Origin of the sequence: Tenacibaculum skagerrakense (assembly GCF_004345825.1) — a bacterium.
GTDB classification, from domain to species: domain Bacteria; phylum Bacteroidota; class Bacteroidia; order Flavobacteriales; family Flavobacteriaceae; genus Polaribacter; species Polaribacter skagerrakensis.
On the sequence record NZ_SLXM01000004.1, the window covers coordinates 295,048 to 316,461 of the forward strand.

Here is a 21,414-nt window from a genome sequence, read left to right on the forward strand (position 1 = left end):
ACTAAGGAAGGTTTAATACGGCATAAAAAAACCAACACAAAGGTGTGTTGGTTTTCGAAGATATCTTTAATTAGAAATGCCTAAGACTGCTTTTCTTTTTTCTCATTTTCCAATTCTGCTAAAATTTTCTTTTGATAACGTCCTTGAACAATATCAGTAACAACTAAAACAGCAATTACAAAGTAGAAAGTAGTTTTACTCATCGGTTCAATTGGGTTTCCAAATAATTTAAGATGTGCTAAATGTCCACCTTCAGTTACCAACATGATTCCTACAACTAATAAAATAAACAAACCTAAAACTTCATACATTCTGTTTTTTGCCAAAAAAGCTGAAATTCTATCTGCAAGAAATAACATTAATAAACCACTTATTACAATGGCTATAGCCATCACTATAAACGCAGTTGTTGGGTTTTCAATTTCGCTTGTTAATCCGATTGCTGCTAAAATAGAGTCGAATGAAAAAACTAAGTTCATAATTACAATACTAACAATTGTAGCATTTACTGATTTTCTGCTTTTTCCCCCTGCCTCTATATCCACATCTAAATCTTTAAGAGAAATCATATGCCAAATTTCTTTGATAGCAGTGTAAATTATAAATCCACCTCCAGCTAAAACAATTATACTATGACCATTAAAAGCAAACTTTACAACATTTTCAATTTCACCAGTCAACCAAGCAAAAGGTTCTTGGAAGAAGTCAATAATTGAAATTAAAACGAAAAGTAATACAATGCGTAAAGCAATTGCAATTAAAATACCTGTTTTACGAACACGTTTTTGTTCTGACTCAGGAGCTTTTTTAGATTCTAAAGAAATATATAATAAGTTATCGAATCCTAAGACTGCTTGTAACATTACAAGCATTAATAAGGTAAAAATGATTCCAACCATTAGTGAAAGTGTTTATTTTTTTGGCGCTAATTTATAGGAAATAAAATAAAGTGCCAATGTAAAGTTAGCACTCGTGTAAATCTTAAAAAATTTTGTTGTTTTTTAACTGTAGTAGCTTTATTTATTGTTTTCTTTTTCCATTTTTTTGATTCTCAAATTGATGTATTTTAGTAATCTAACTCCTAAATAAATGCTGAAAATTAAAAAAAGGATAATAACTAATTGCCAAATAAATAAGCCTCCGCTAAAGTCTGTAAGTGTAGTTTCCATAATTATTTTTTAAGCAAATTTACTATATTTTATAAATCTTTGGGTGTCATTTTTAAAAAATTAATTAAGTTTTCTGACAAAACTTCCTGTTTTAGAGTTTGGTATAATTATGGAGACTATCTTTTTAAAAAAGAAAATATGAAATTAATAGTAAAATTATTACTTACAGCATTTGCAGTATTGGTATTGTCAAATTTACTAAGTGGAATTGTAGTAGAAAATTATGTAACCGCAGTTATAATTGCGTTAGTGCTTGCAGTGTTGAATACGTTTATTCGTCCAATTTTAGTAGTACTAACATTGCCAATTACCATAGTAACATTAGGATTGTTTTTGTTAGTGATTAATGCCATTATTATTTTAATAGCCGGAAATTTAGTGTCTGGTTTTTATGTAAATGGATTTTTTACAGCATTAATATTTAGTGTTTTGTTATCAATATTTAGGTCTGTTTTATTCGGTTTGATAAAAGAAGAAGAATAACGTAAATAAGTTTTATATAAGTATCTTTATTTCAATTGTATAAAATGCTTGTTAGACTAATTTAAAAATAGTAATTTTGCACCCAATTTTTTAAGAAGATAATAGTCAAATGAATATTACAAAAGAAAACGTAGACGCATTAAATGCCATTTTGAAGGTTGATATTGTTGCTGAGGATTATAAAGACAAAGTAACAGAGGTTTTAAACGATTACCGTAAAAAAGCTAATATTCCTGGATTTAGAAAAGGAAATGTTCCTATGGGAATGGTAAGAAAGCAGTACGGAAAGTCGGTAATGATTGATGAGGTAAATAAGCTTTTACAAGAAGGTTTAAATAAATTCTTAGTTGAAGAAAAATTAGACATTTTAGGAAATCCATTACCAGTTGTAAAAGATGATTTTTCTTGGGATACAGATAAGTTTTCTTTCGAGTTCGAATTAGGATTAGCTCCAGAATTTGACGTTGATGTAAAAGGAAAAAACAAAATAACTGAATACAAAATTGTTGCTACTGATGATCTTATCGATAAAGAAGTAGAAAACATTCAAAATCGTTATGGTAAGTTAATCACTTTAGAAGAAGGAGAGGAGCATGCAAACGTAACAGGAACTTTTGTGAATGAAGAAGAAGGAATCAATAAAAAGTCTACATTCTTAGTAAACGATTTAAAAGGAAAGAAAAACGAGAAAAAGTTTATTGGAGCAAAAGTTGGTGACGTTATAGAATTAGAGACTAAAAAACTTTTTGAAGAAGATTATAAATTGTCACAAGCTTTAGGGGTTACTAAAGAAGTAGCTGATGAATTAGATGAAAAAGTAACTTTTACAATCGAAGAAATTAGTAAAACTGAGCCAGCTGATTTAGATCAAGAATTATTTGGAAAACTTTTCCCTGACGGAAGTGTAACTACAGTAACTGAATTAAAAGAAAAAATTAAGCAAGACGCTGAAGGACAATTCCAACAACAAGCTGATCAACAATTATTGAATGCTGTAACTGAGCATTTTATAGAGAATACTAAGTTTGAGTTACCAGCTGAGTTTTTACAAAAGTGGTTACAAACTGCTGGAGAGCAAGAATTATCTGAAGACGAAGCAAAAGAAGAATATACTAAATCTGAGAAAGGTTTACGTTATCAATTAATCGAAGGAAAGATTATGAAGGATAACGATATCAAATTAGAGTATGCTGAGTTATTAGATTATACTAAAGGATTTATCAAAGCTCAAATGGCTCAATTTGGTAATATGAACCCGGAGGAAGAAGAATTAAATAACATTGCTGGTAGAGTATTATCAAACAAAGATGAAGCTCAACGTTTACAGTCTCAGTTAATTTCTCAAAAATTATTATCGTTCTTTAAAGAGAACATGGAGTTTAAAACTAAAGAAGTAAGCTACGAAGATTTCATTAAAGAAGTTTATAAATAGTAGTAATTACTTTATAAAATAGTAAAAGTCGATGCAATTGCATCGACTTTTTTTATGGTTAGAAAAGTGTTCTTATTGATAAATAACTTCAAATTGATATACTGGATCTTCGTTTTCAAATTCGAAAATTTTTGAATAATCCATCACATTATAAATTCCTTCTAGTTCACATAAATAATCAACAACCGCACACAAACCGTTAAATAGCATGTCTTTATTTGTTGAATTCAAAGGTTTAGGATTGTAATGACAAAGCGGAACTATAAATCCGCAAGCTTCTAAAAATATCTTCTCTATTTGAAGTAATTCTAATGGCGTATAACCATTAAATCGTCTTCCTAATTGTTGATGGACTTTACCGATATAATTTAATTCGGTTGAACCATGTTCGTCAGATAAATGTTTCCAACTATCATGGTTGTCTAAAATATTTCCTACAGCACAAGCCGAGCAACACTCTGGGTTTAGCTGATTATTATGAAAGGCATTGTAAAGTTTAATTAGAGCTTGTTCTAAACGTTTAGGTGTCTTCATATCTACTTCATTTATCTCTTTAAATATACAAAATAATGGTTGTACCTTTGCAGAAATTGAGTTAAATGACAACTTTCGAAGATTTAGATTTATCGAACCCATTGATGAATGCAATTCTTGATTTAGGATTCGAGCATCCAACACCAATTCAAGAAGAAGCTTTTCCTGTAGTTAGATCAGGAAAAGATATTGTAGGTATTGCGCAAACAGGTACAGGAAAAACGTTTGCTTATGTATTACCTATTTTAAGAGATTTAAAATTCTCAAAGCAATTAAACCCAAGAGTGATGATTTTAGTTCCTACTCGTGAATTAGTTTTACAAGTAGTAGATGAAATTGAAAAACTGTCTAAATATATGACTTTGAGGGTGCTTGGTGTGTACGGAGGTGTAAATTTAAATCGACATAAACAGGCGGTTGCTGAAGGTTGTGATGTAATTGTAGCTACTCCAGGTAGATTATATGATTTAGCTTTAAGTAGAGTATTAAAGTTAAAATCTATTCAAAAGTTAGTAATTGATGAAGTAGATGTAATGTTGGATTTAGGTTTTAGATTTCAACTCTTAAATATTTTTGACTTACTTCCTGAAAGACGACAAAACATTATGTTTTCTGCGACAATGACAGAGGACGTTGAAGCTTTGATTGACGATTTCTTTATTGCTCCAAAAAAGATAGCCATTGCTGTAAGTGGAACTCCGTTAGATAATATAGAGCAAACAACGTATAATATTCCTAATTTCTACACTAAAATCAACTTAATAAATTTCTTATTATTTGATAAAGGTGAGTATGAAAAGGTGTTGATTTTCGCGCCAAATAAACGTAATGCAGATCGTATTTTTAATTTGTTAGAAGAAGAGTTTCCTGGTCAAAACTGTGTTATTCATTCTAATAAAACACAAAATTACCGTTTAAAGTCTATAGAGAACTTTAACGAAGGTAAACACCGAATATTAATTGCTACAGATGTTATTGCACGTGGTTTGGATTTACAAGGAATTTCACATGTAATTAGTTTTAATCCTACTCATTATCCAGAAAACTACATGCACAGAATTGGTAGAACAGGTAGAGCGGAGCATAAAGGAAAATCTATTTTATTAGTAACCGAAAGAGAATTAGAAGCTAAGAAGAGAATTGAAGAATTAATGAATTATGAAATTCCTTTATTAGAAATTCCTGCTCCAGTAGAAATTTCAAAGGAATTAACAGAGGAAGAACGTCCAAAAGAAGATCAATCTCAATCAAGGAATAGAGAATCATTAGAATATGTTCCTGGTCCAGCCTTCCATGAAAAGAAAGAAAAAAACAAGAAAGTCAATTTAGGAGGTAGCTACCGAAGAGAGATCGCTAAGAAATATAAAAAACCAAAAACAAAAGGAGATAAAAACTTTAATAAACGCAATAAAAAGAAATAATGAAAGTCCTTACTAAACAAGAGTTACATAATTTAGCTATGAATATTGTTGGGAAGAGATTACAGGAAATGGGTTATGAATTTGTAGCTATTAATAGTGAATTAAAAAAACATCCTCAGTTTGTACTATTTAAAAAAGGAGAGCCTACTATTTTTGTTTTAGTAAAGGCAACCAATAATTTACAAAATCCTAATACATATGACACCGTTTGGATGGAAACGTTTAAGCAACATGCTGAAAAACAAGGTGCAAGTGTTTGGTTTGCAGGTGTTGGTTTGGCAAATGCAGAGAGCGTAGATTTGCCAGTTTTGAAAGATCAACCGTATTATGTTGCGTTTGAAAACATCTTAAAATTAACTAATTAGCAATTTTTTGCTTGTAATCTATGTGAATTTAACATCCAATTATAGGCTTTTTTGAGCTTTTGATACAAAAAGGGGGAAAATCCTATGGAAATCAGACAATTGTGTCGTATATTTGTATTGGGATTATTTTAAATTATTAACATCATGGGGAAATTATTACTTAAAAGGGTTAATAGTTTTTTTAGAAGTTTATTTACAACTTTAGCTGAGTTCGGAAGCGGAGCAAGCTACGCAATTAGACACTAAGAAATAAAAAACTATTAAACAGAATACACCTACTATTTAGAAATAGTAGGTGTTTTTTTTGTTACTTAGTAGGATGAATGAGCTATTACATGAAATAAATAATTGTAAGCTTTGTGAAATGTATATTGAACCACGTCCCGTAGTAAAAGTTTCAAAATCATCAAAAATTATAATTATTGGTCAGGCACCTGGAACTAAAGTACATGCTTCTGGAATTCCTTGGGATGATGCCAGCGGAAAGCAATTAAGAAAATGGTTATCTGTAACTGATCAGCAGTTTTACAATACAAATTTATTCGGAATAATTCCAATGGGATTTTGTTATCCAGGTAAAGGGAAATCGGGAGATTTATCACCAAGAAAAGAATGTGCAGAGAAATGGCATGAGCCATTATTTGAAAAACTTAACAATGTGGATTTAGTATTGTTAATAGGTCAATATGCTCAAAAATATTATTTAAAAGAAAAGGTAAAATCTACCCTTACCGAAACTGTGAATCATTATAAAGAATATTTACCTCGATATTTTGTAATGCCGCATCCTTCTCCACGAAACAGATTTTGGCTAAAAAAGAATCCTTGGTTTGAAGAACATGTAATTCCTGATTTACAAAAAAGAATTCACAAAATTATAGGTTAGTGTTGCTTAGACTTTATCAAGAATTTCTAACAACATAAATTTATCCATTACAAAAGAAATCAATTTTGATTTCAATTCTACTTTATTAGTATTCTTTAAGAAATCTTTATCTTGACATAGTTCTTCGTATAATTCTTTAATTGTTGTTGGGTTTTCAAAGTATAATAATATAGCAAGCCAGTCTTTTATTTCCTCTTTTTGTACTGTTTGATCTTGTGGAAGAGAATAAGAAATAAAGTATTTATCGTCTTCATTTAATATTTCAACCTTATCACTAATACAGAATTGCGTTTCAAAGACTTCATTGATAGATGTAGTTTCTAACCAATCATATATTTTAAAAAGAGTATTCATTCTTTTTTCCGGGAAATCACAATCAAAGTTATCTTCAGGAAAAGTAACTCTTAAATTTTTGATTAGTTCATTATAAAAACTTGGAAAATGATAGCTTAATCTAGCTTCAAGTTGTTCACAAGCAAATATTGATTTTTTAGCATATCCAATGCAATGAACATATTTAGATTCAAATGGAACAGTATGGAAGTTAATTATGTTGGAAAAATCAGAATCTACCTCTTTGAACAAATACTCAATAGGAATTTTATGTTTCTCAGCGATTGCGTATCCTAGTTGTTGCTCAAAAATAGTATTAAAAATACCAACATCTATTTTATCGAAGAGATGCTCATTTTTACTAATAAAACTTAACGTTTTATTTTTTAAAATTTTGAAAAATTCATGGTTTTGTCCGCCAATTATTCCAGCATTAAAAGCATGAATACTTTGATTCTTATACAACGAGTTAATTAACTCTGTAGGGATCCAGTCAAAATTTATTAGAATATCATTTAACGCTTCTTGGTAAGCAGGAAAATTTTGTTCAATATTTTGTGCAAATAATGGAGCTGATACTAATTTATTAGGAAACTTTTGCCAAATGAAAACATCTGAGTCTGCGTGCAAAAAAGGTTCATTTTGTTCAGCATAGGTAACAACTTTTCCAAGCGCCCAAAGTTTTGGGTTATAAGAATTAATCTTGTCCAAGGTTAAGTTAACTTTTGTATAAGGTATTTTTAATTTATCAACTAAAAGTTCTTTACCATTGGCATCCGTATACAGTTCTACATCTTTGTAAAATTGTTTGAACGTTAAACAGCTTAAGGCTTGACTGTAAAATGAATATTTTTGTTGTAACCAACCTCCTTTATAACGAGAGTTTGGATCTTTAGAATAATTCATGCTTGGTTTAGACCAATAGCTTTGAATGATTTTCATAAAATGATTTGGATATGAATAATAAATACATGAGACTCTTAACCTCAAGAGCCTCATGAGTTAAAATTTTATAGGCTTGACTATTGCCAACAATATAATGATGGGTTAGGCTTATAAACATAAAGTCTTCTTCCTGAACTGGTTGTTGAGCATCCAGGTTTGTAAGCTAATCCAGCAGTGTTTTGAAAACCACCACAAATTATAAATGAACAATTTCCAGTAAAAGAACCATCATAACCTCCAATAATGGTTTTTGATTCTTTCCTATTAAGTACAGTTGCCTTAATCTGTTTTAAAATACTTTCTTTCATTATTTAATTGATTTAAATGATACCTACTCTTGAGCTTTTCGGTTTCCGCTAAATTTGAAATACTAGTTTATAGACGTAATTTCTATGGTCTGAATTGCGCAATCTATTTTGATTGATTTTCCCTCGAGAAATCAATTTTATTTAAATAATTTAGAAGAGGATAAAAAAGATATTTTGAAGTGACTGGGAGGCCTTTTTCATTTTAATCTTTCATAACTCTTTTAGAATTTATATAACAAAATGTATATGAAATAACATCTTGATTTCAATAAATTTATGAGAATTGAGCTGAAAACAATACCGATAGAAGTTAAAAATTAATACGCACACGTTTTCGTGTTAATAACTTTTGCCATATATAACTTTATAGAAATAAAAAAGCTCACGAAATTATTTCGTAAGCTTTAAAACTTAAAAGTTGTATTAAAACTAATGTGCTTCTAACCAATTTTGACCTAAACCAATTTCAACATCTAAAGGCACAGTAAGCTTAAATGCATTTTCCATCTCTTCCTTAATGATTGGTTTGATAATTTCCAATTCGTCATTATACGCATCAAACACCAATTCATCATGCACTTGAAGTAGCATTTTTGATTTGAACTGTTCTTTTTCAAATCGATTATAAATATTAATCATTGCTAATTTGATTACATCAGCTGCACTACCTTGAATAGGAGCATTTACAGCGTTTCGTTCAGCTGCACCTCTAACAATAGCATTTCTAGAATTAATATCTTTCAAATAACGTTTTCTACCTAAAATAGTTTCTACATACCCATTTTCTCTTGCAAAATCAATTTGTTTGGCAATAAAGTTTTTAAGTTTTGGATACGTTTTGTAGTAAGTATCAATTAATTCTTTGGCTTCAGATCTATTTAAATTCGTTTGATTACTCAATCCAAAAGCAGAAACACCATAAATAATTCCGAAGTTAACAGTTTTTGCATTGCTACGTTGTTCGCGTGTTACTTCCTCTAAAGCTACATTAAATACTTTTGCTGCGGTTGAAGCATGAATATCTTCTCCGTCCTGAAATGCCTTTATCATTGTTTCTTCTTCGCTTAATGCAGCAATAATTCGTAATTCAATTTGAGAATAATCGGCAGCCAATAACGTATAGTTTTTATCTCTAGGAATAAAAGCCTTACGAACTTCTTGTCCGCGTGTAGTTCTAATCGGAATGTTTTGTAAGTTCGGATTGTTTGAACTTAGTCGTCCGGTAGCAGCAACCGCTTGTGCATATACTGTATGAATACGATTTGTTTTTGGGTTCAATTCGTTTGGAAGTGCATCTACATAGGTGCTTTGTAATTTTTTACACTGACGATATTCCAAGATATCTGCAACTATCTGATGTTCTTTTAAATAAGACAACACGTCTTCAGCAGTAGAATATTGACCTGTTTTTGTTTTTTTAGGTTTGTCAACTAGCTTTAATTTTTCAAATAAAATTGGACCTAATTGTTTTGGTGAAGCAATGTTAAATTCCTCTCCAGCTTGTTCATAAATTTGCTTTTCTAAAGAAACAATATCTATCGAAAGCTCCTTAGAAAAATCGTTTAAGAAAGAAGTATTAAGATTAATACCTTCAATTTCCATAGCAGATAACACAGCAACTAGTGGAATTTCTACTTTTTCAAATAAATCGGTCAAATTACCAGCTGCTAATTCTTTTTCAAAATGATATTTTAACTGAAGGGTAATGTCAGCATCTTCAACAGCATATTCCGTTTGTTGATGTAAATCAACAGTTCTCATTGAAAGCTGATTTTTACCTTTTTTTCCTATTAATTCAGTAATAGAAACAGGTTGGTAATTCAAGTATGTTTCAGAAAGCACATCCATATTATGACGCATATCTGGATTAATCAAATAATGCGCAATCATAGTATCGAATAAAGTTCCTTTGACAGGGATGTTATAATTCGATAGAACCTTTATATCATACTTAATATTGTGTCCAATTTTTTCAATAGATTCATCTTCAAAAAAAGGTTTAAATGTTTCCAGAATATTTCGAGTTTCCTCTTGGTCTTCAGGAAAAGAAACATAATAACCTTTGCCAACTTCCCAAGAAAAAGCAATCCCAATAAGTTCAACCTCTAATGCTTTTAATCCAGTAGTTTCGGTATCAAAACAAACAGATTTTTGAAGTAAAAGTTTTTCTAAAAGTAGTTTACGAGCTAAAGAAGTATTCACTAACTGATAGAAATGCGATGTATTATTGATGGTTTTAAACCCATTTATGCTTTGAGTTTCTGTGTTTCCTGATCCAGGAACATTAAATAAATCAAACTGTCCAGAAGATGAAGATTGCTTAGTTGAAGTTTTTTCTTTTGGAGCGTCATCAGACTCTTCAGAAGTGAATGTTTTAAGAAAATTTTCTGTCATTCTCCTAAACTCCAATTCAGTGAAAATGGCTTTGGTTTTTTCAATATCTGGTTGCTCAAAAATAAGTTTGTCTTGCTCTAATTCCACTGGTACATCAAGCATAATTGTGGCAAGTTTTTTAGATAGTAAACCTAGTTCTTTATTGGCTTCTATCTTTTCTTTCATTTTACCTTTAAGCTCATGAGTGTTTTCTAGTAAACCTTCCATAGAGCCATAGGTAGCAATAAATTTTTTAGCAGTTTTCTCTCCAACTCCAGGTAAGCCAGGGATATTATCAACAGAATCTCCCATCATTCCTAAAAAATCGATTACCTGCTCTGGACGCTCAACTTCAAATTTTTGCTTTACTTCTTCAACACCCCATTTTTCGTAACCATTTCCCATTCTTGGTGGGCGGTACATAAAAATGCTATCAGAAACTAATTGTGCATAATCTTTATCAGGTGTAACCATATAGGTTTCTAAACCTGCTTTTTCAGCTTTTTTAGCTAGTGTTCCAATAATATCATCAGCTTCATATCCTTCTTTTACAATAGCAGGAATATTCATAGCTTCCAAAATTTTTTCAATGTAAGGAACTGCAATTCTAATAGCTTCAGGAGTTTCTTGTCTGTTCGCTTTGTATTCAGGAAAAACTTCAACTCTATCTACACTACCGCCCTTATCGAAGCATACAGCTAAGTAGTCAGGTTTTTCTTTTTTTATGACATCTAACAAGGAATTTGTAAAACCAAGAATAGCCGAAGTATCCATTCCTTTTGAATTAATTCTTGGGTTTTTGATGAATGCATAATATCCTCTAAAAATCAAAGCGTAGGCGTCTAATAAAAAAAGTCTTTTTTTGGTAGTCATATTTTTATCTGAATTGAAGAACGTAAAACTACAAAATAATACTGCCGTTCGAAAAAAAAAGCGGAAATTGAAACAATCTTATAGATATTACGTCAGATTAACAAGCTGAAAAAAACTTAACGAATGAAACTTATTTGGAAAATTGTAATAGCAGTAATAGTAGTTGTAATTTTTGTATTTGTAATTATTAGTGTTTGGGCACTTAATAGAATAGCTAAAATTGAGGAGTTAGATATTAGTGGAGCCAATACGCAAATGGAAAAAGTTGACAAGGCTAAAGAATGGTTAATTAAACTTCAAAAGGATAATAAATTTAATGGAGCTGTTTTATTGATAAAAAACGATAGTGTTATTTTAAAAGAGGCTTACGGATATACAGATTACAGTAGAAAAGAAAAATTGACAACAGCTTCTTCTTTTCGTTTAGCATCCGTTTCCAAACAATTTACGGGAGTTGGAATCATGTTGTTAAAAGAACAAGGAAAGTTAAACTTTGATGATCCAATCACACAATTTTTACCTTCCTTAAGCTACAAAAATGTAACTGTAAGACATTTGCTTAATCATACATCAGGAATTCCGGATGCTTATATGAGTTTTCCAAAAAAATATGAAGAGGAAATTGGAGATGCATTGACAATTACAAAAATGGTAGAATTATTAGGTAAGGAAAATTTACCATTAAATACTATTCCTAATGAATTACATTCCTATAATAACACAGGTTATGTTTTACTAGCAGCTATCATTGAAAGTATATCTGGAACATCATTTGAAGAATTTATGCAAACTGAACTCTTCGATAAATTAAACATGAAAAATACAAGAGTGTGGAATTTGGTTTCCAAAGACACATCGTTTTCAAACAAAACATGGTCTTTTGATAATGTGTTAGGAGAAACTGAAGAATTAAGACCTGGAGTTTTGGACGGTATAGCGGGTGATGGAGGAGTGTTTTCTAGCATTGATGATTTTGTGCTATGGAATCAGTTTTGGTATGATAATAATCTATTGTCTAAAGAAACAATGAAGGAGGCTTTTAAGAAAACAGTCTTAAACAATGGGACTTTGGTTGATTATGGTTTTGGTTGGTCTATTTATAACGAGAATGCACACGCACACAATGGTTCTTGGTTAGGTGCCAGAACGAGTATTGTAAGAAATTCAAAGTTAAAGAATGCTATTGTAGTACTAGATAATTCGTCAAGTATGAATATAGATGCTATTGTTAATCAGTTAGTGAAAGTTTTAAAGTAAAAACTAATAGTATAGTAAATTCAAAATAAAACATTCATTAACATTTTTTTATCATTTACAGTAACAGAAGTTTCTATAATTTATTGATAGATAGCTGTATCTTTGCTCGGTTACATTAAAAATTAAAATATGCCTCGTTGGGTAATCCCTCTATTAATTATTTCTTCGCTAATCATTATTTTAGAATTATATGCTTTTCAAGCAATAAAAACACTTACTAGAAATAAATTTATAAAGTATGGATGGTTAGTTTTTGGAATCTTAGCTTACGTCAACTTTTTCTACGTTATCTTCTCTTCAGATAGAACTTCAGGACAAACTAGACAATTTCAATGGGCGGCAGGTTTTATGCTGTTGGCATTATTGCCTAAGTTGTTTGTTTTAATTTTTATGTTCGGAGAAGATGTTGTACGATACATACAAAAAGGAATTTCGTTCTTATCGTCAAAAGAAACTCAGCCAGTTGCTGGAAGAAGAAAGTTTATTTCTCAAATAGCCTTAGGGATTGCTGCAATTCCTTTTGCAAGTTTATTGTATGGAATTTTTAAAGGAAAATTCAACTATAAGGTTTTAAAATACCAGTTAACTTTTAAAGATTTACCAGAAGCATTTGATGGTTTTACTATCACTCAAATTACAGATATTCATTCGGGTAGTTTTGATAATAAAGAAAAAATCCAATACGGAATAGATTTAATAAATCAGCAAAATTCGGATGTTATTTTATTTACAGGAGATATAGTAAATAATTTTGCTAAAGAAATGGATCCTTGGATTGACATGTTTAAGAGTTTGAAAGCGCCTTCAGGTAAATTTTCTATACTTGGGAATCACGATTATGGAGATTATTCTCAATGGGAAACAGAAGATGACAAGAAAGCTAATTTTGAAGCCGTTAAAGAAATTCATCCTAAAATAGGTTTTGATCTGTTGTTAAATGAGCATCGATATTTAGAAAAAGATGGACAAAAGATTGCTTTAGTTGGAGTAGAGAATTGGGGAAAAGGATTTAAAAAAGCAGGCGATTTACAAAAGGCATCTGAAGGTGTATATCAGGAAGATTTTAAAATTTTAATGACGCATGACCCTACGCATTGGGACTTAAAAGTCAAAGAAGATGATTTTAATTATCAGTTAACGTTAAGTGGGCATACTCATGGTTTACAGTTTGGTATAGAAATTCCAGGTTTTTTTAGATGGAGCCCTTCTCAATATGTTTACAAACAATGGGCTGGATTATATGAAGAATTTGGAAGATATGTGAATGTAAATCGCGGTTTTGGTTACCACGCTTTTCCAGGTAGAGTAGGGATTTGGCCAGAAATTACTGTCATAGAACTAAAAAAAGCATGATTTTAGCGTTTTTTCTCAGGTAAATCGTTGATGCTTAATAAAAAAATAGTAATTTTAGGCGTGTTTTTTAGATAAATTATTAAAAAAATGACAAAGTTTGGCGAAATCATCAACATCGATATCCCCGTATTAATCGATTTCTACTTTGATTGGGATGATGCTGAAAACAGTGTAGAAACATTAAGAGATGTGGCTGCAGCCTTAGGCGATAAAGCTAAAGTTATCAAGATTGATATTAAGAAAAATGAAATATTAGCTGATGCTTTACGAGTAAAAGGAAATCCTACTTTTATGATTTATAAGAAAGGAGAAATGAAGTGGAGAAAAACAGGTGAACAAGATGCAAATACCTTAATAGGTTTGGTGCAACAATATGTTTAAACATAACAAAAAATTATAAGATAAAAAGCTGCCTTCATGGCGGCTTTTTGCTTTAATATGTTAATGAATTACTTGGTATAGTTTTTCTTTTTGCTTTAAGTATTCATTAAAAATAGCGTACAATTTCTGTTCGTATTTTACTAAACTTTCTTGATTATGATTCAAGTATTCTTCAATTGCCATTGCAGCCTCTTTTACAGTATAAATAGCGTTAGAGATTCCATGGGAAGATATAGGGTCAAAAGCTAAGGCCGCATCTCCAATACCAATTATATTATTAGATATGATTTTTGAAGAAATCGAAGAGTTGGCTTGTTTTCCATAAACTTTAAAATTTCCTTTGTCGGGTAAACAAAATTGAAGGAGAGTTGTATTGTTTAGTAACTTTCTCCAATGTTCAAATTGTTTAAATACTTTATGGAATTCGTTATTTTTAGAAGTGTGTAAAGTAATAATTCTAGTGGTTTCATTTAAATCTGAGACTGTTCCCCAGCAATCATTTGAGATAACTTCAGTAAAAAAACCATATTTTAAATCAGGACCAGTTTTAGGTAAATAGCACAGAAAAGCTAGAGTGTCGTCATAATCTATACTCTTACTATTTGCTTGTTTTAAGAAATGTCTTTTTCTTCCAGTAGCATCAACTAAAAGAGAAGCGCTAATATCTACAATATCATTATTTATTTTTTGAACCTTTACTTTATTCTCTTTTTCATTAAACTGAACTTTACTAATTTCATTTACTGAAAGAATATTAGAAGCATTTTGTTCTATAATATTCAAGACCTTTTTCTTGTCGATTTTTAAGCCATAACCAAATTTATTTTTTATGAAGAAACTTTCATCAACAATATAATCTGAATTCCACTTCGACTGATATCCGTAGGTTTTTGTAGCATATTTCTCAAAAAAATCTAGGGCATTTAACTCCTCAAGAAGCTCTAATGTAGTTGGCGGAATAGTTTCAGCTAAGGGTAAATTACTTTTTATGTTTTTTTTAGATAAGAGCATGCTTGAAATTCCTCTGTGCTCTAATACATATTGTAAAAGGAGTCCTGAAACTCCGTTACCAATAATTAATACATCGGTTTGTAAAGTTTCAGAACTCATAGTGTTATTTAAAGATTAAGTAAAATTCAGATGAAGATTCGTAACCACCACATTTGTCGATATAATTTACTTCTATAGTAACAAAAGAGTTTATTGCTTCTTTAAGATGTGCAGTTATATCAATAGGAGGTTGAGGCATAATTCTTCCGCTACAGTTATTGCTAAAATCGTACTCAAAAGCAATCTTACCATTTATTTTCATTTGAAAGACATCATCAACAAACACTTCTCCTGTGCCATCAGGATTTGAAGATAAGAAGGCAGTTTTATTGTCTGGTATCCATACCATTTCTCTAGTATTTGAATAAAAAGAAGTAGGAGGAACTAACGTTACAGGCTCATTAGGAACAGCTTTGCCTAAAAATATAGAGGTTTTATCCTTTACATTTTTGCTCTCTGAAGCAACATAAACTAATTCTGGTATTCCATTTACGCTAGAAGTTCTACCAGCCACAACACCAACATTTTTCCACTTGTAAACCATGTTAATTAAGCCATTCATATAACCACCTTCTGCGTGATATCCAACATAGCCAGTATCTGTTGTCATTAACCATGGTAACCTATTCGCGTATACATATTGAATAGTTTCTGGTTTTAAATCGGTATTTCTCATAGCTACCAAACTTTCCTCTGTTAAAACATCAACAGGTAAATTTGCTGCCCACCAAGCTGGTATTGGATATTGACTATCTAAAAACACTTTTTGACAACTTCCTGCATCAGATTGCCAAGGAATTCCCATCCATTTAGTTAAATCACCAGGAGTACTTTTCCAAAGCCAACTTTTTTCATTACTACTATCTATTGATTCTTTTATATCATCAGAATTCATTTGAAGTCCATAATCATTATAAAATATATCTTTTTGCTCAGCAGGGGTAGCAGCAGCGATTCTAATTTCACGCAAACCAAAGAATGAATTTCCTGGTGTAACATCAGTAAAAGATAATGAGTTTTCTGCATACATTTGTGCATGTCGCATAGGCCAAGTAAGTTCTACACCAGGATGAAAACCTCCTCCATACAGTGTTTCAAGAACGGCTCTAGTCATTAATAATGCTGATTTTGACGGGTCGTTTGCAGCATCTAGATATTGTTGTTGGTAATACTTTCCTAATGCATCCATTGTAGAGAAATCTCCTTCTAGTGATGTGAAGTTACCGTCTCTCCATTTTCTTAATTCATTATATAAAATTGGAGGGATAGCAAACCATTGAGCGGGACTACCCGGATAATTAATTCCATCTCCTGGATAAAATGGATATTTCAATTCTTGAGTTCCACTTCCAATGTTGGTAATATCTGTTTTACTTTTACTTGGTATAGAAGGTTCATTATCATAGTTGTATAATGGATCTCTAAACAAATTAAATATTTTGTTTCTAACATGTTGAGCAGAGACAGAGTTACTGTATAATGATTTAAATTCTGCTGTGGTTAATTCATCTATTGTTTCTCTAAAAGATGGTGCTAAGAAGTCACTTAAATTAACCCACTGCATTCTGTACAATCTGTAAAGTATAGGAAAAATAAGACTAAAATCAGTAGTATAGCTATCGTTGCTAATACCGCAAATTAAATCGTACATGGTTGCTAAAGGTTGAATTTGCGGAGCATAATCTGGAGGAGCTGTTGCAATCCATGCTGAAGAATCAGCGTCGTTTAATTCGTAAGTGGTACCATTCATAGTTACTTTAGCGGTAACTTTTCCATCACAAATATCATCATACCAATTTGAGTTATCGGCAAAATCCGTATTTAAATCAGAAGGGTTTAAAGCCGCTGAAATACCATCGCCTGGATAAAAAATTAAACTTCCTCCATCATATTCTACAGCACCTAAATTCACATCTTTAGATTCCAAATTCATGGCGGCCGCAACCTTGCTATATGATTCGTTAGCCAATGGAAAAGGAAACTGCCCGCCTAATTTTACTGGAGAAGTATTTTTTGAATTTATAGTAGTTGGAGCAGGGCTATTCACCAACTCCTTTCGGTAGTTATAATTTTTACTATTTATTAATTGCTCATTTAATACATTAGGATTTCTTCTTGAAGTACTAATTCCAGGAGCAATTTGTTTGGTATAAAAATTTGGACTTAAATTGTTATTGTCAGTATTAATAGATAAATCTAAACTATTATTAAAATCGTACCAGAAAGGTTTTTTATTAGCAACTTCTACAGTCCATTCAATATCACATGATGAGGCATCAATTTTACGAATTGGTTTACCGTTATCATCACATTCATAAATATAAAAGCGTTGAGCTTGCTTTTTTAAAGCTCCATCTTTGGTGTGAAACTCTAAATCATTATCATATAAATTAGCCCAAGGAACTTCAGGTGTAAATACAACATCATTTTTATTAGTAGGTCCGTTTCCAAGTCTTGCAATACCAATAGATGGATAAATACGTAGCTTCATTTTATTTTAGTTTTAGGTTATAACCCAAATTTACTTTTGATAATAGCATGAATTAAAATAAATGCAACAGAGGACTAAAAAAGAGGAATAAGAATAAGTTTTTTAAGTATGACTGTTTTTGTTAAATAGAAATAAAAGTGTTTATATAGGTGGTTTTATAAAGTTGTTTGGAAATAATATTGCAAAAAAAAGCTGCCTATTGGCAGCCTTATTTATGGTTTTATAGAGTCTAGTATTTGTTGGGGAATATCTGTCTGATCCTCTGGTGTTGGCAGCAGGTCTTTAAACATCCTAACCTTGTCAAAGAAGCCATTTTCTAGACTTTCAATATATTTTTCATCTTTATCAAATCTGCTAATTTGACTTAAAATATTTCTGTACATATACAAGTTAGTATCTAAGTCGTCAAAGATGTAATTAATATCATCATAAGTGCTAAAATGATCCAATTCTTGTTGGAATAAGTCAATAAGTGTTTCAGCAGTTTGTCTTGCTTTTTCTTTATCCCCAATTCTGTAATATAGTTCAGGGTATCCTAATGAAATACTATAGTGACCAAAGTCTGGAATTGGCATTTTATGTAAAGAAAGATCAAGTACCTCCTTAGCAGTTGCGGTATCACCTTTTATCAAGAATTCTTCAGACAAGCGCATTAAGTTATTTCGCATAGAAATAGCATTTCTTTTTGCTTGCTCATCTAAATATATTTCTCCGTTATTAATAGTTTTCCAATCCCATTTTTTGATATTGTTATACATCTTTTCAGGATCTATACGTCCCATATCGAACATAGATTTCTTGCCAATTGGTGCTTTTATAGGAACTAATTTGAAAGACATACCATCTAACTGTAAATAGTCTTTTAACCAAATATATTCTTCTGCAGCATTAGCACCACCAGTAAAATATATCGGACGTTTCCAGTCAAAGTTATCTAGAATATCTAGCATTAAAATTCTGTTTTTGGTGATAACATCATCAATTTCAATATCAATATAATCTACAATTTTATCAGCGTCTTTTGCAGCAACAATTCCATACTTAAGAGCATTTTCTTTATTTACTGGAATTCTGATTTTATTGGTAGGATATATTTTTTCTTGTAGTCCATTTTCTGTTTCGTAGTAAGTTGCGTCATTGCTGCTTGCTATCCATTTCATGAATGTGCTTAGAGAAATTACAGAGTCTTTTAACTGAGGATGTGGCATGTGATAAGCGACATCTAGCGTTCCGTATTTATATTGATGATGTTGCAATTTTGATGGAATAGGATCGGCATCGTAACTTTTTTTCTTCATTTGATCGATGTACCAATCCGTTGCAAATAAACTAGTATTTACAATTTTAATGTCTCTACGCACACCTTCGATTTGTTGCATATACCACAAAGGGAATGTATCATTATCACCAATGGTAAATAAAATAGCATTTGGATCGCAACTTTCTAAATACGTTTGCGCATTTAATTGTGCTAAATATCTATCAGCTCTGTCATGATCATCCCAGTTTTGGAATCCCATTAAAATTGGCACAGCAACAAGAGAAACAATAGAAATTCCTAGAGCAACTATTTTCTTGTCGAAAAATGATTTTAAACTATCATATAAAGCTAAAACTCCAAATCCTACCCAAATAGCAAATACATAAAAAGATCCAACCACTGCATAATCACGTTCTCTAGGTTCAAAAGGTTTAGGATTGGTATAGAAAATAATTGCAAATCCAGTAAAAGCAAAGAATAATGCTAAGGTGTACCAATTTTTTTTATCTTCTTTTACATGATATAAAAGTCCAATAATACCTAAAATTAAAGGCAAAAAGAAATAGGTATTTCTTCCTTTGTTGTTTTTTATGTCATCAGGAAGCTTTTCTTGAGAGCCTAGTCTTGCTTCGTCAATGGGTTTTATACCACTTAGCCAGTTTCCGTTGTTGTCAAGATGACCTTGAATGTCGTCTTGCCTTCCAACAAAGTTCCACATAAAATAACGCCCGTACATGTAGCCAAATTGGAAGTTTATCATAAACCTAAGGTTCTCAAAAAACGTTGGACGTCTTGTGCTTCTTTGTGGAATTCCAGCAATTTGCTTGTAATATTGTTCAGATCCAGGATCTACCATTCTTGGGATAAACCCCTTATGCTTGCTAGACCATTTTGGAAGAACGTTTTTATACTTGTTTACAATTTCGTATTTACCGTTTATTTTTTCATATTTAGGCTTATCATCTCTGTAAGCATTAACTAAATTTCCATTAGCATCTCTAGTTTTTTCATATTCTTTCTTGTATGCAAAAGAATAATATTTGTCGTAAAAAACATTTGCATCACCATATTGTTCTCTCTCATAATACGCTAAAAGTTCTCTAGCACTAGAAGGATTGTTTTCGTTGATCAAAGTATCAGCATTCGCTCTAATCGGTAACATTAGCCAAGTTGAAAAACCAATCATTATAAATAGTAATGAAAGTACTATAGTATTAGCAAGAACTAATTTCTTTTCACGAGTATATTTCAAGCCAAAATAAAACAATGCTATGAAAACAATTCCAGCTAAAATGGTTCCAGAGTTATATGGAAGTCCAATTGAATTAATAAAGAATAATTCTGATACACTAAAGAATTTAAGTGTATAAGGAAATAAAAACTTAAAAACGAAAGCTAACACTAAAATTGAGACCAATGTTGCTATAGCAGTTGTTTTTATGGTGATTTCTTTATAGTTTTTGAAGAAGTATATTAATACGATAGAAGGTATTACCAATAAAGATAAAATATGTACACCGAAAGAAAGTCCGACTACAAAGCTGATTAATAATAACCATCTATGACCTCTTGGTGTGTTCATTTCACTTTCCCACTTAAGTGCTAGCCAAAATAAAATAGCCATTAAAAATGAAGACATAGCATATACTTCTCCTTCAACTGCACTAAACCAAAAGCTATCAGAAAACGTATACGCTAATGAACCAACCAATCCACTACCTAAAACAGCTATTTTTTCACCCGTAGAAAAATTACCATTTTTTGAAGCTATTTTTTTAGCCAGATTCGTAATGGTCCAAAACATAAATAAAATAGTAAATGCACTTGCCAACCCAGACATGAAGTTTACCATCAAAGCCCAATTACTAGGGTCGTTCGTAAACATTGCAAAGAATGCTCCAAGCATTTGAAATAAAGGTGCTCCTGGAGGGTGTCCAACTTCTAAGTTAACTGCTGTAGAAATATATTCTCCACAATCCCAAGAACTAACAGTTGGTTCTAGTGTTAGTGTATAAGTTATCAAAGCAATACCAAATGAAACCCAACCTAAAATTATATTCCATTTGTTGTAGTTAAAGTCTTTCATAATAGAGTTAAAAAAATCAATGCGAATGTACTATATTTTATGTTAAAACATCAGTTCTGTTTAATAATAAAGGACTGAAACAAAAATAGTAGATTACTTAATTTCTATTGTTTAGGTCTTGGTAAAATTGTGTTAAAAGAAAAAAAATAAAAAAAAATGAAAAAAAGTTTGTGAGAATTAAAGTTTGTATTAAATTTGCATCCGCAATTACGCATTGGCCCATGGTGTAATGGTAACACACCGGTTTTTGGTACCGATATTCAAGGTTCGAGTCCTTGTGGGCCAACAAAGCTTCTAACGAATAGTTAGAAGCTTTTTTTATTGGTCTCAATTTAGGGTTCAAAACCCTGCAATTTTATTGCAGCACTTTCAGTTATATGAAAAATTAATACCTTTCAGATATGGAAAGATCA

16 protein-coding genes and 1 tRNA gene are annotated in these 21,414 nt (G+C 31.1%); 9 read left to right on the forward strand and 8 right to left on the reverse strand.

What is annotated here, in order from left to right; translation table 11 throughout:
• Positions 1–80 precede the first annotated feature (80 nt).
• A complete protein-coding gene (locus tag EV195_RS08985) occupies positions 81–899 on the reverse strand; it encodes a TerC family protein (RefSeq protein WP_132794616.1) in 819 nt (272 codons plus the stop codon).
• A gap of 408 nt (positions 900–1,307) precedes the next feature.
• Here EV195_RS08985 and EV195_RS08990 point away from each other — a divergent pair, with 408 nt between their 5' ends.
• Together EV195_RS08990 and tig are read left to right on the forward strand one after the other, a co-directional pair.
• Positions 1,308–1,652 carry a phage holin family protein gene (locus EV195_RS08990; RefSeq protein WP_132794617.1) on the forward strand — a complete coding sequence of 115 codons (345 nt, stop codon included), beginning with the start codon at positions 1,308–1,310 and terminating at the stop codon, positions 1,650–1,652.
• 109 nt (positions 1,653–1,761) lie between these two features.
• The gene (gene tig / locus EV195_RS08995; protein ID WP_132794618.1) at positions 1,762–3,084 is read left to right on the forward strand and encodes a trigger factor; all 1,323 of its coding nucleotides are present in this window, start codon (positions 1,762–1,764) and stop codon (positions 3,082–3,084) included.
• A gap of 72 nt (positions 3,085–3,156) precedes the next feature.
• Here the strand turns inward: tig and EV195_RS09000 are convergent, their stop codons facing one another.
• Positions 3,157–3,618 (reverse strand): Na(+)-translocating NADH-quinone reductase subunit F, encoded by a 462-nt coding sequence (locus tag EV195_RS09000; protein ID WP_132794619.1) that lies wholly within the window; start codon positions 3,616–3,618, stop codon positions 3,157–3,159.
• Positions 3,619–3,683: 65 nt separating this feature from the next.
• Between EV195_RS09000 and EV195_RS09005 the strand changes: the two genes are divergently transcribed.
• The 3 genes from EV195_RS09005 (at position 3,684) to EV195_RS09015 (ending at position 6,290) form a co-directional block, all read left to right on the forward strand.
• On the forward strand, positions 3,684–5,039 hold the full coding sequence (locus EV195_RS09005) for a DEAD/DEAH box helicase (protein WP_132794620.1): 1,356 nt from the start codon (positions 3,684–3,686) through the stop codon (positions 5,037–5,039).
• Positions 5,039–5,404 (forward strand): Na(+)-translocating NADH-quinone reductase subunit F, encoded by a 366-nt coding sequence (locus EV195_RS09010; RefSeq protein ID WP_132794621.1) that lies wholly within the window; start codon positions 5,039–5,041, stop codon positions 5,402–5,404. Before EV195_RS09005 ends, EV195_RS09010 begins: the two co-directional genes overlap by 1 nt.
• A 319-nt stretch (positions 5,405–5,723) precedes the next feature.
• Positions 5,724–6,290, forward strand: a complete 567-nt coding sequence (locus tag EV195_RS09015; protein ID WP_132794622.1) for a uracil-DNA glycosylase family protein — start codon at positions 5,724–5,726, stop codon at positions 6,288–6,290.
• Between the two features lie 6 nt (positions 6,291–6,296).
• On the opposite strand, the gene EV195_RS09020 is transcribed toward EV195_RS09015, so the two are convergent.
• The 3 genes from EV195_RS09020 to polA form a co-directional block, all read right to left on the reverse strand.
• Positions 6,297–7,565, reverse strand: coding sequence for a DUF6734 family protein (locus tag EV195_RS09020; RefSeq protein ID WP_132794623.1), 1,269 nt, complete (start codon positions 7,563–7,565; stop codon positions 6,297–6,299).
• Between the two features lie 80 nt (positions 7,566–7,645).
• Positions 7,646–7,876 carry a hypothetical protein gene (locus tag EV195_RS09025; RefSeq protein ID WP_132794624.1) on the reverse strand — a complete coding sequence of 77 codons (231 nt, stop codon included), beginning with the start codon at positions 7,874–7,876 and terminating at the stop codon, positions 7,646–7,648.
• A gap of 429 nt (positions 7,877–8,305) precedes the next feature.
• Entirely contained in the window at positions 8,306–11,122 is a 2,817-nt protein-coding gene (gene polA / locus EV195_RS09030; RefSeq protein ID WP_132794625.1) for a DNA polymerase I, read from the reverse strand.
• 123 nt (positions 11,123–11,245) lie between these two features.
• Here polA and EV195_RS09035 point away from each other — a divergent pair, with 123 nt between their 5' ends.
• The 3 genes from EV195_RS09035 to EV195_RS09045 all read left to right on the forward strand — a co-directional run bounded on the left by EV195_RS09035 (position 11,246) and on the right by EV195_RS09045 (position 14,113).
• Entirely contained in the window at positions 11,246–12,379 is a 1,134-nt protein-coding gene (locus EV195_RS09035; RefSeq protein WP_132794626.1) for a serine hydrolase domain-containing protein, read from the forward strand.
• Between the two features lie 129 nt (positions 12,380–12,508).
• Positions 12,509–13,732, forward strand: a complete 1,224-nt coding sequence (locus EV195_RS09040; protein WP_132794627.1) for a metallophosphoesterase — start codon at positions 12,509–12,511, stop codon at positions 13,730–13,732.
• Positions 13,733–13,819: 87 nt separating this feature from the next.
• On the forward strand, positions 13,820–14,113 hold the full coding sequence (locus tag EV195_RS09045; protein ID WP_132794628.1) for a thioredoxin family protein: 294 nt from the start codon (positions 13,820–13,822) through the stop codon (positions 14,111–14,113).
• A 60-nt stretch (positions 14,114–14,173) separates the two neighbouring features.
• On the opposite strand, the gene EV195_RS09050 is transcribed toward EV195_RS09045, so the two are convergent.
• The 3 genes from EV195_RS09050 to EV195_RS09060 form a co-directional block, all read right to left on the reverse strand.
• Entirely contained in the window at positions 14,174–15,223 is a 1,050-nt protein-coding gene (locus tag EV195_RS09050; RefSeq protein WP_132794629.1) for an NAD(P)/FAD-dependent oxidoreductase, read from the reverse strand.
• Positions 15,224–15,227: 4 nt separating this feature from the next.
• Positions 15,228–17,654: a LodA/GoxA family CTQ-dependent oxidase gene (locus EV195_RS09055; RefSeq protein ID WP_132794630.1), complete on the reverse strand. Its 2,427-nt coding sequence runs from the start codon at positions 17,652–17,654 to the stop codon at positions 15,228–15,230.
• A gap of 212 nt (positions 17,655–17,866) precedes the next feature.
• Positions 17,867–21,001 (reverse strand): glycosyltransferase family 117 protein, encoded by a 3,135-nt coding sequence (locus tag EV195_RS09060; RefSeq protein WP_132794631.1) that lies wholly within the window; start codon positions 20,999–21,001, stop codon positions 17,867–17,869.
• Positions 21,002–21,216: 215 nt separating this feature from the next.
• On the opposite strand from EV195_RS09060, the gene EV195_RS09065 reads away from it, so the two are divergent.
• Positions 21,217–21,287 (forward strand) — tRNA-Gln (locus EV195_RS09065).
• Positions 21,288–21,414 lie beyond the last annotated feature (127 nt).

Excerpts from the sequence above, each read along its gene's own strand:
- EV195_RS08985 (WP_132794616.1), bottom strand. The coding sequence starts at position 899 with ATGGTTGGAATCATTTTTACCTTATTAATGCTTGTAATGTTACAAGCA.
- EV195_RS08990 (WP_132794617.1), top strand. The coding sequence starts at position 1,308 with ATGAAATTAATAGTAAAATTATTACTTACAGCATTTGCAGTATTGGTA.
- tig (WP_132794618.1), top strand. The coding sequence starts at position 1,762 with ATGAATATTACAAAAGAAAACGTAGACGCATTAAATGCCATTTTGAAG.
- EV195_RS09000 (WP_132794619.1), bottom strand. The coding sequence starts at position 3,618 with ATGAAGACACCTAAACGTTTAGAACAAGCTCTAATTAAACTTTACAAT.
- EV195_RS09005 (WP_132794620.1), top strand. The coding sequence starts at position 3,684 with ATGACAACTTTCGAAGATTTAGATTTATCGAACCCATTGATGAATGCA.
- EV195_RS09010 (WP_132794621.1), top strand. The coding sequence starts at position 5,039 with ATGAAAGTCCTTACTAAACAAGAGTTACATAATTTAGCTATGAATATT.
- EV195_RS09015 (WP_132794622.1), top strand. The coding sequence starts at position 5,724 with ATGAATGAGCTATTACATGAAATAAATAATTGTAAGCTTTGTGAAATG.
- EV195_RS09020 (WP_132794623.1), bottom strand. The coding sequence starts at position 7,565 with ATGAAAATCATTCAAAGCTATTGGTCTAAACCAAGCATGAATTATTCT.
- EV195_RS09025 (WP_132794624.1), bottom strand. The coding sequence starts at position 7,876 with ATGAAAGAAAGTATTTTAAAACAGATTAAGGCAACTGTACTTAATAGG.
- polA (WP_132794625.1), bottom strand. The coding sequence starts at position 11,122 with ATGACTACCAAAAAAAGACTTTTTTTATTAGACGCCTACGCTTTGATT.
- EV195_RS09035 (WP_132794626.1), top strand. The coding sequence starts at position 11,246 with ATGAAACTTATTTGGAAAATTGTAATAGCAGTAATAGTAGTTGTAATT.
- EV195_RS09040 (WP_132794627.1), top strand. The coding sequence starts at position 12,509 with ATGCCTCGTTGGGTAATCCCTCTATTAATTATTTCTTCGCTAATCATT.
- EV195_RS09045 (WP_132794628.1), top strand. The coding sequence starts at position 13,820 with ATGACAAAGTTTGGCGAAATCATCAACATCGATATCCCCGTATTAATC.
- EV195_RS09050 (WP_132794629.1), bottom strand. The coding sequence starts at position 15,223 with ATGAGTTCTGAAACTTTACAAACCGATGTATTAATTATTGGTAACGGA.
- EV195_RS09055 (WP_132794630.1), bottom strand. The coding sequence starts at position 17,654 with ATGAAGCTACGTATTTATCCATCTATTGGTATTGCAAGACTTGGAAAC.
- EV195_RS09060 (WP_132794631.1), bottom strand. The coding sequence starts at position 21,001 with ATGAAAGACTTTAACTACAACAAATGGAATATAATTTTAGGTTGGGTT.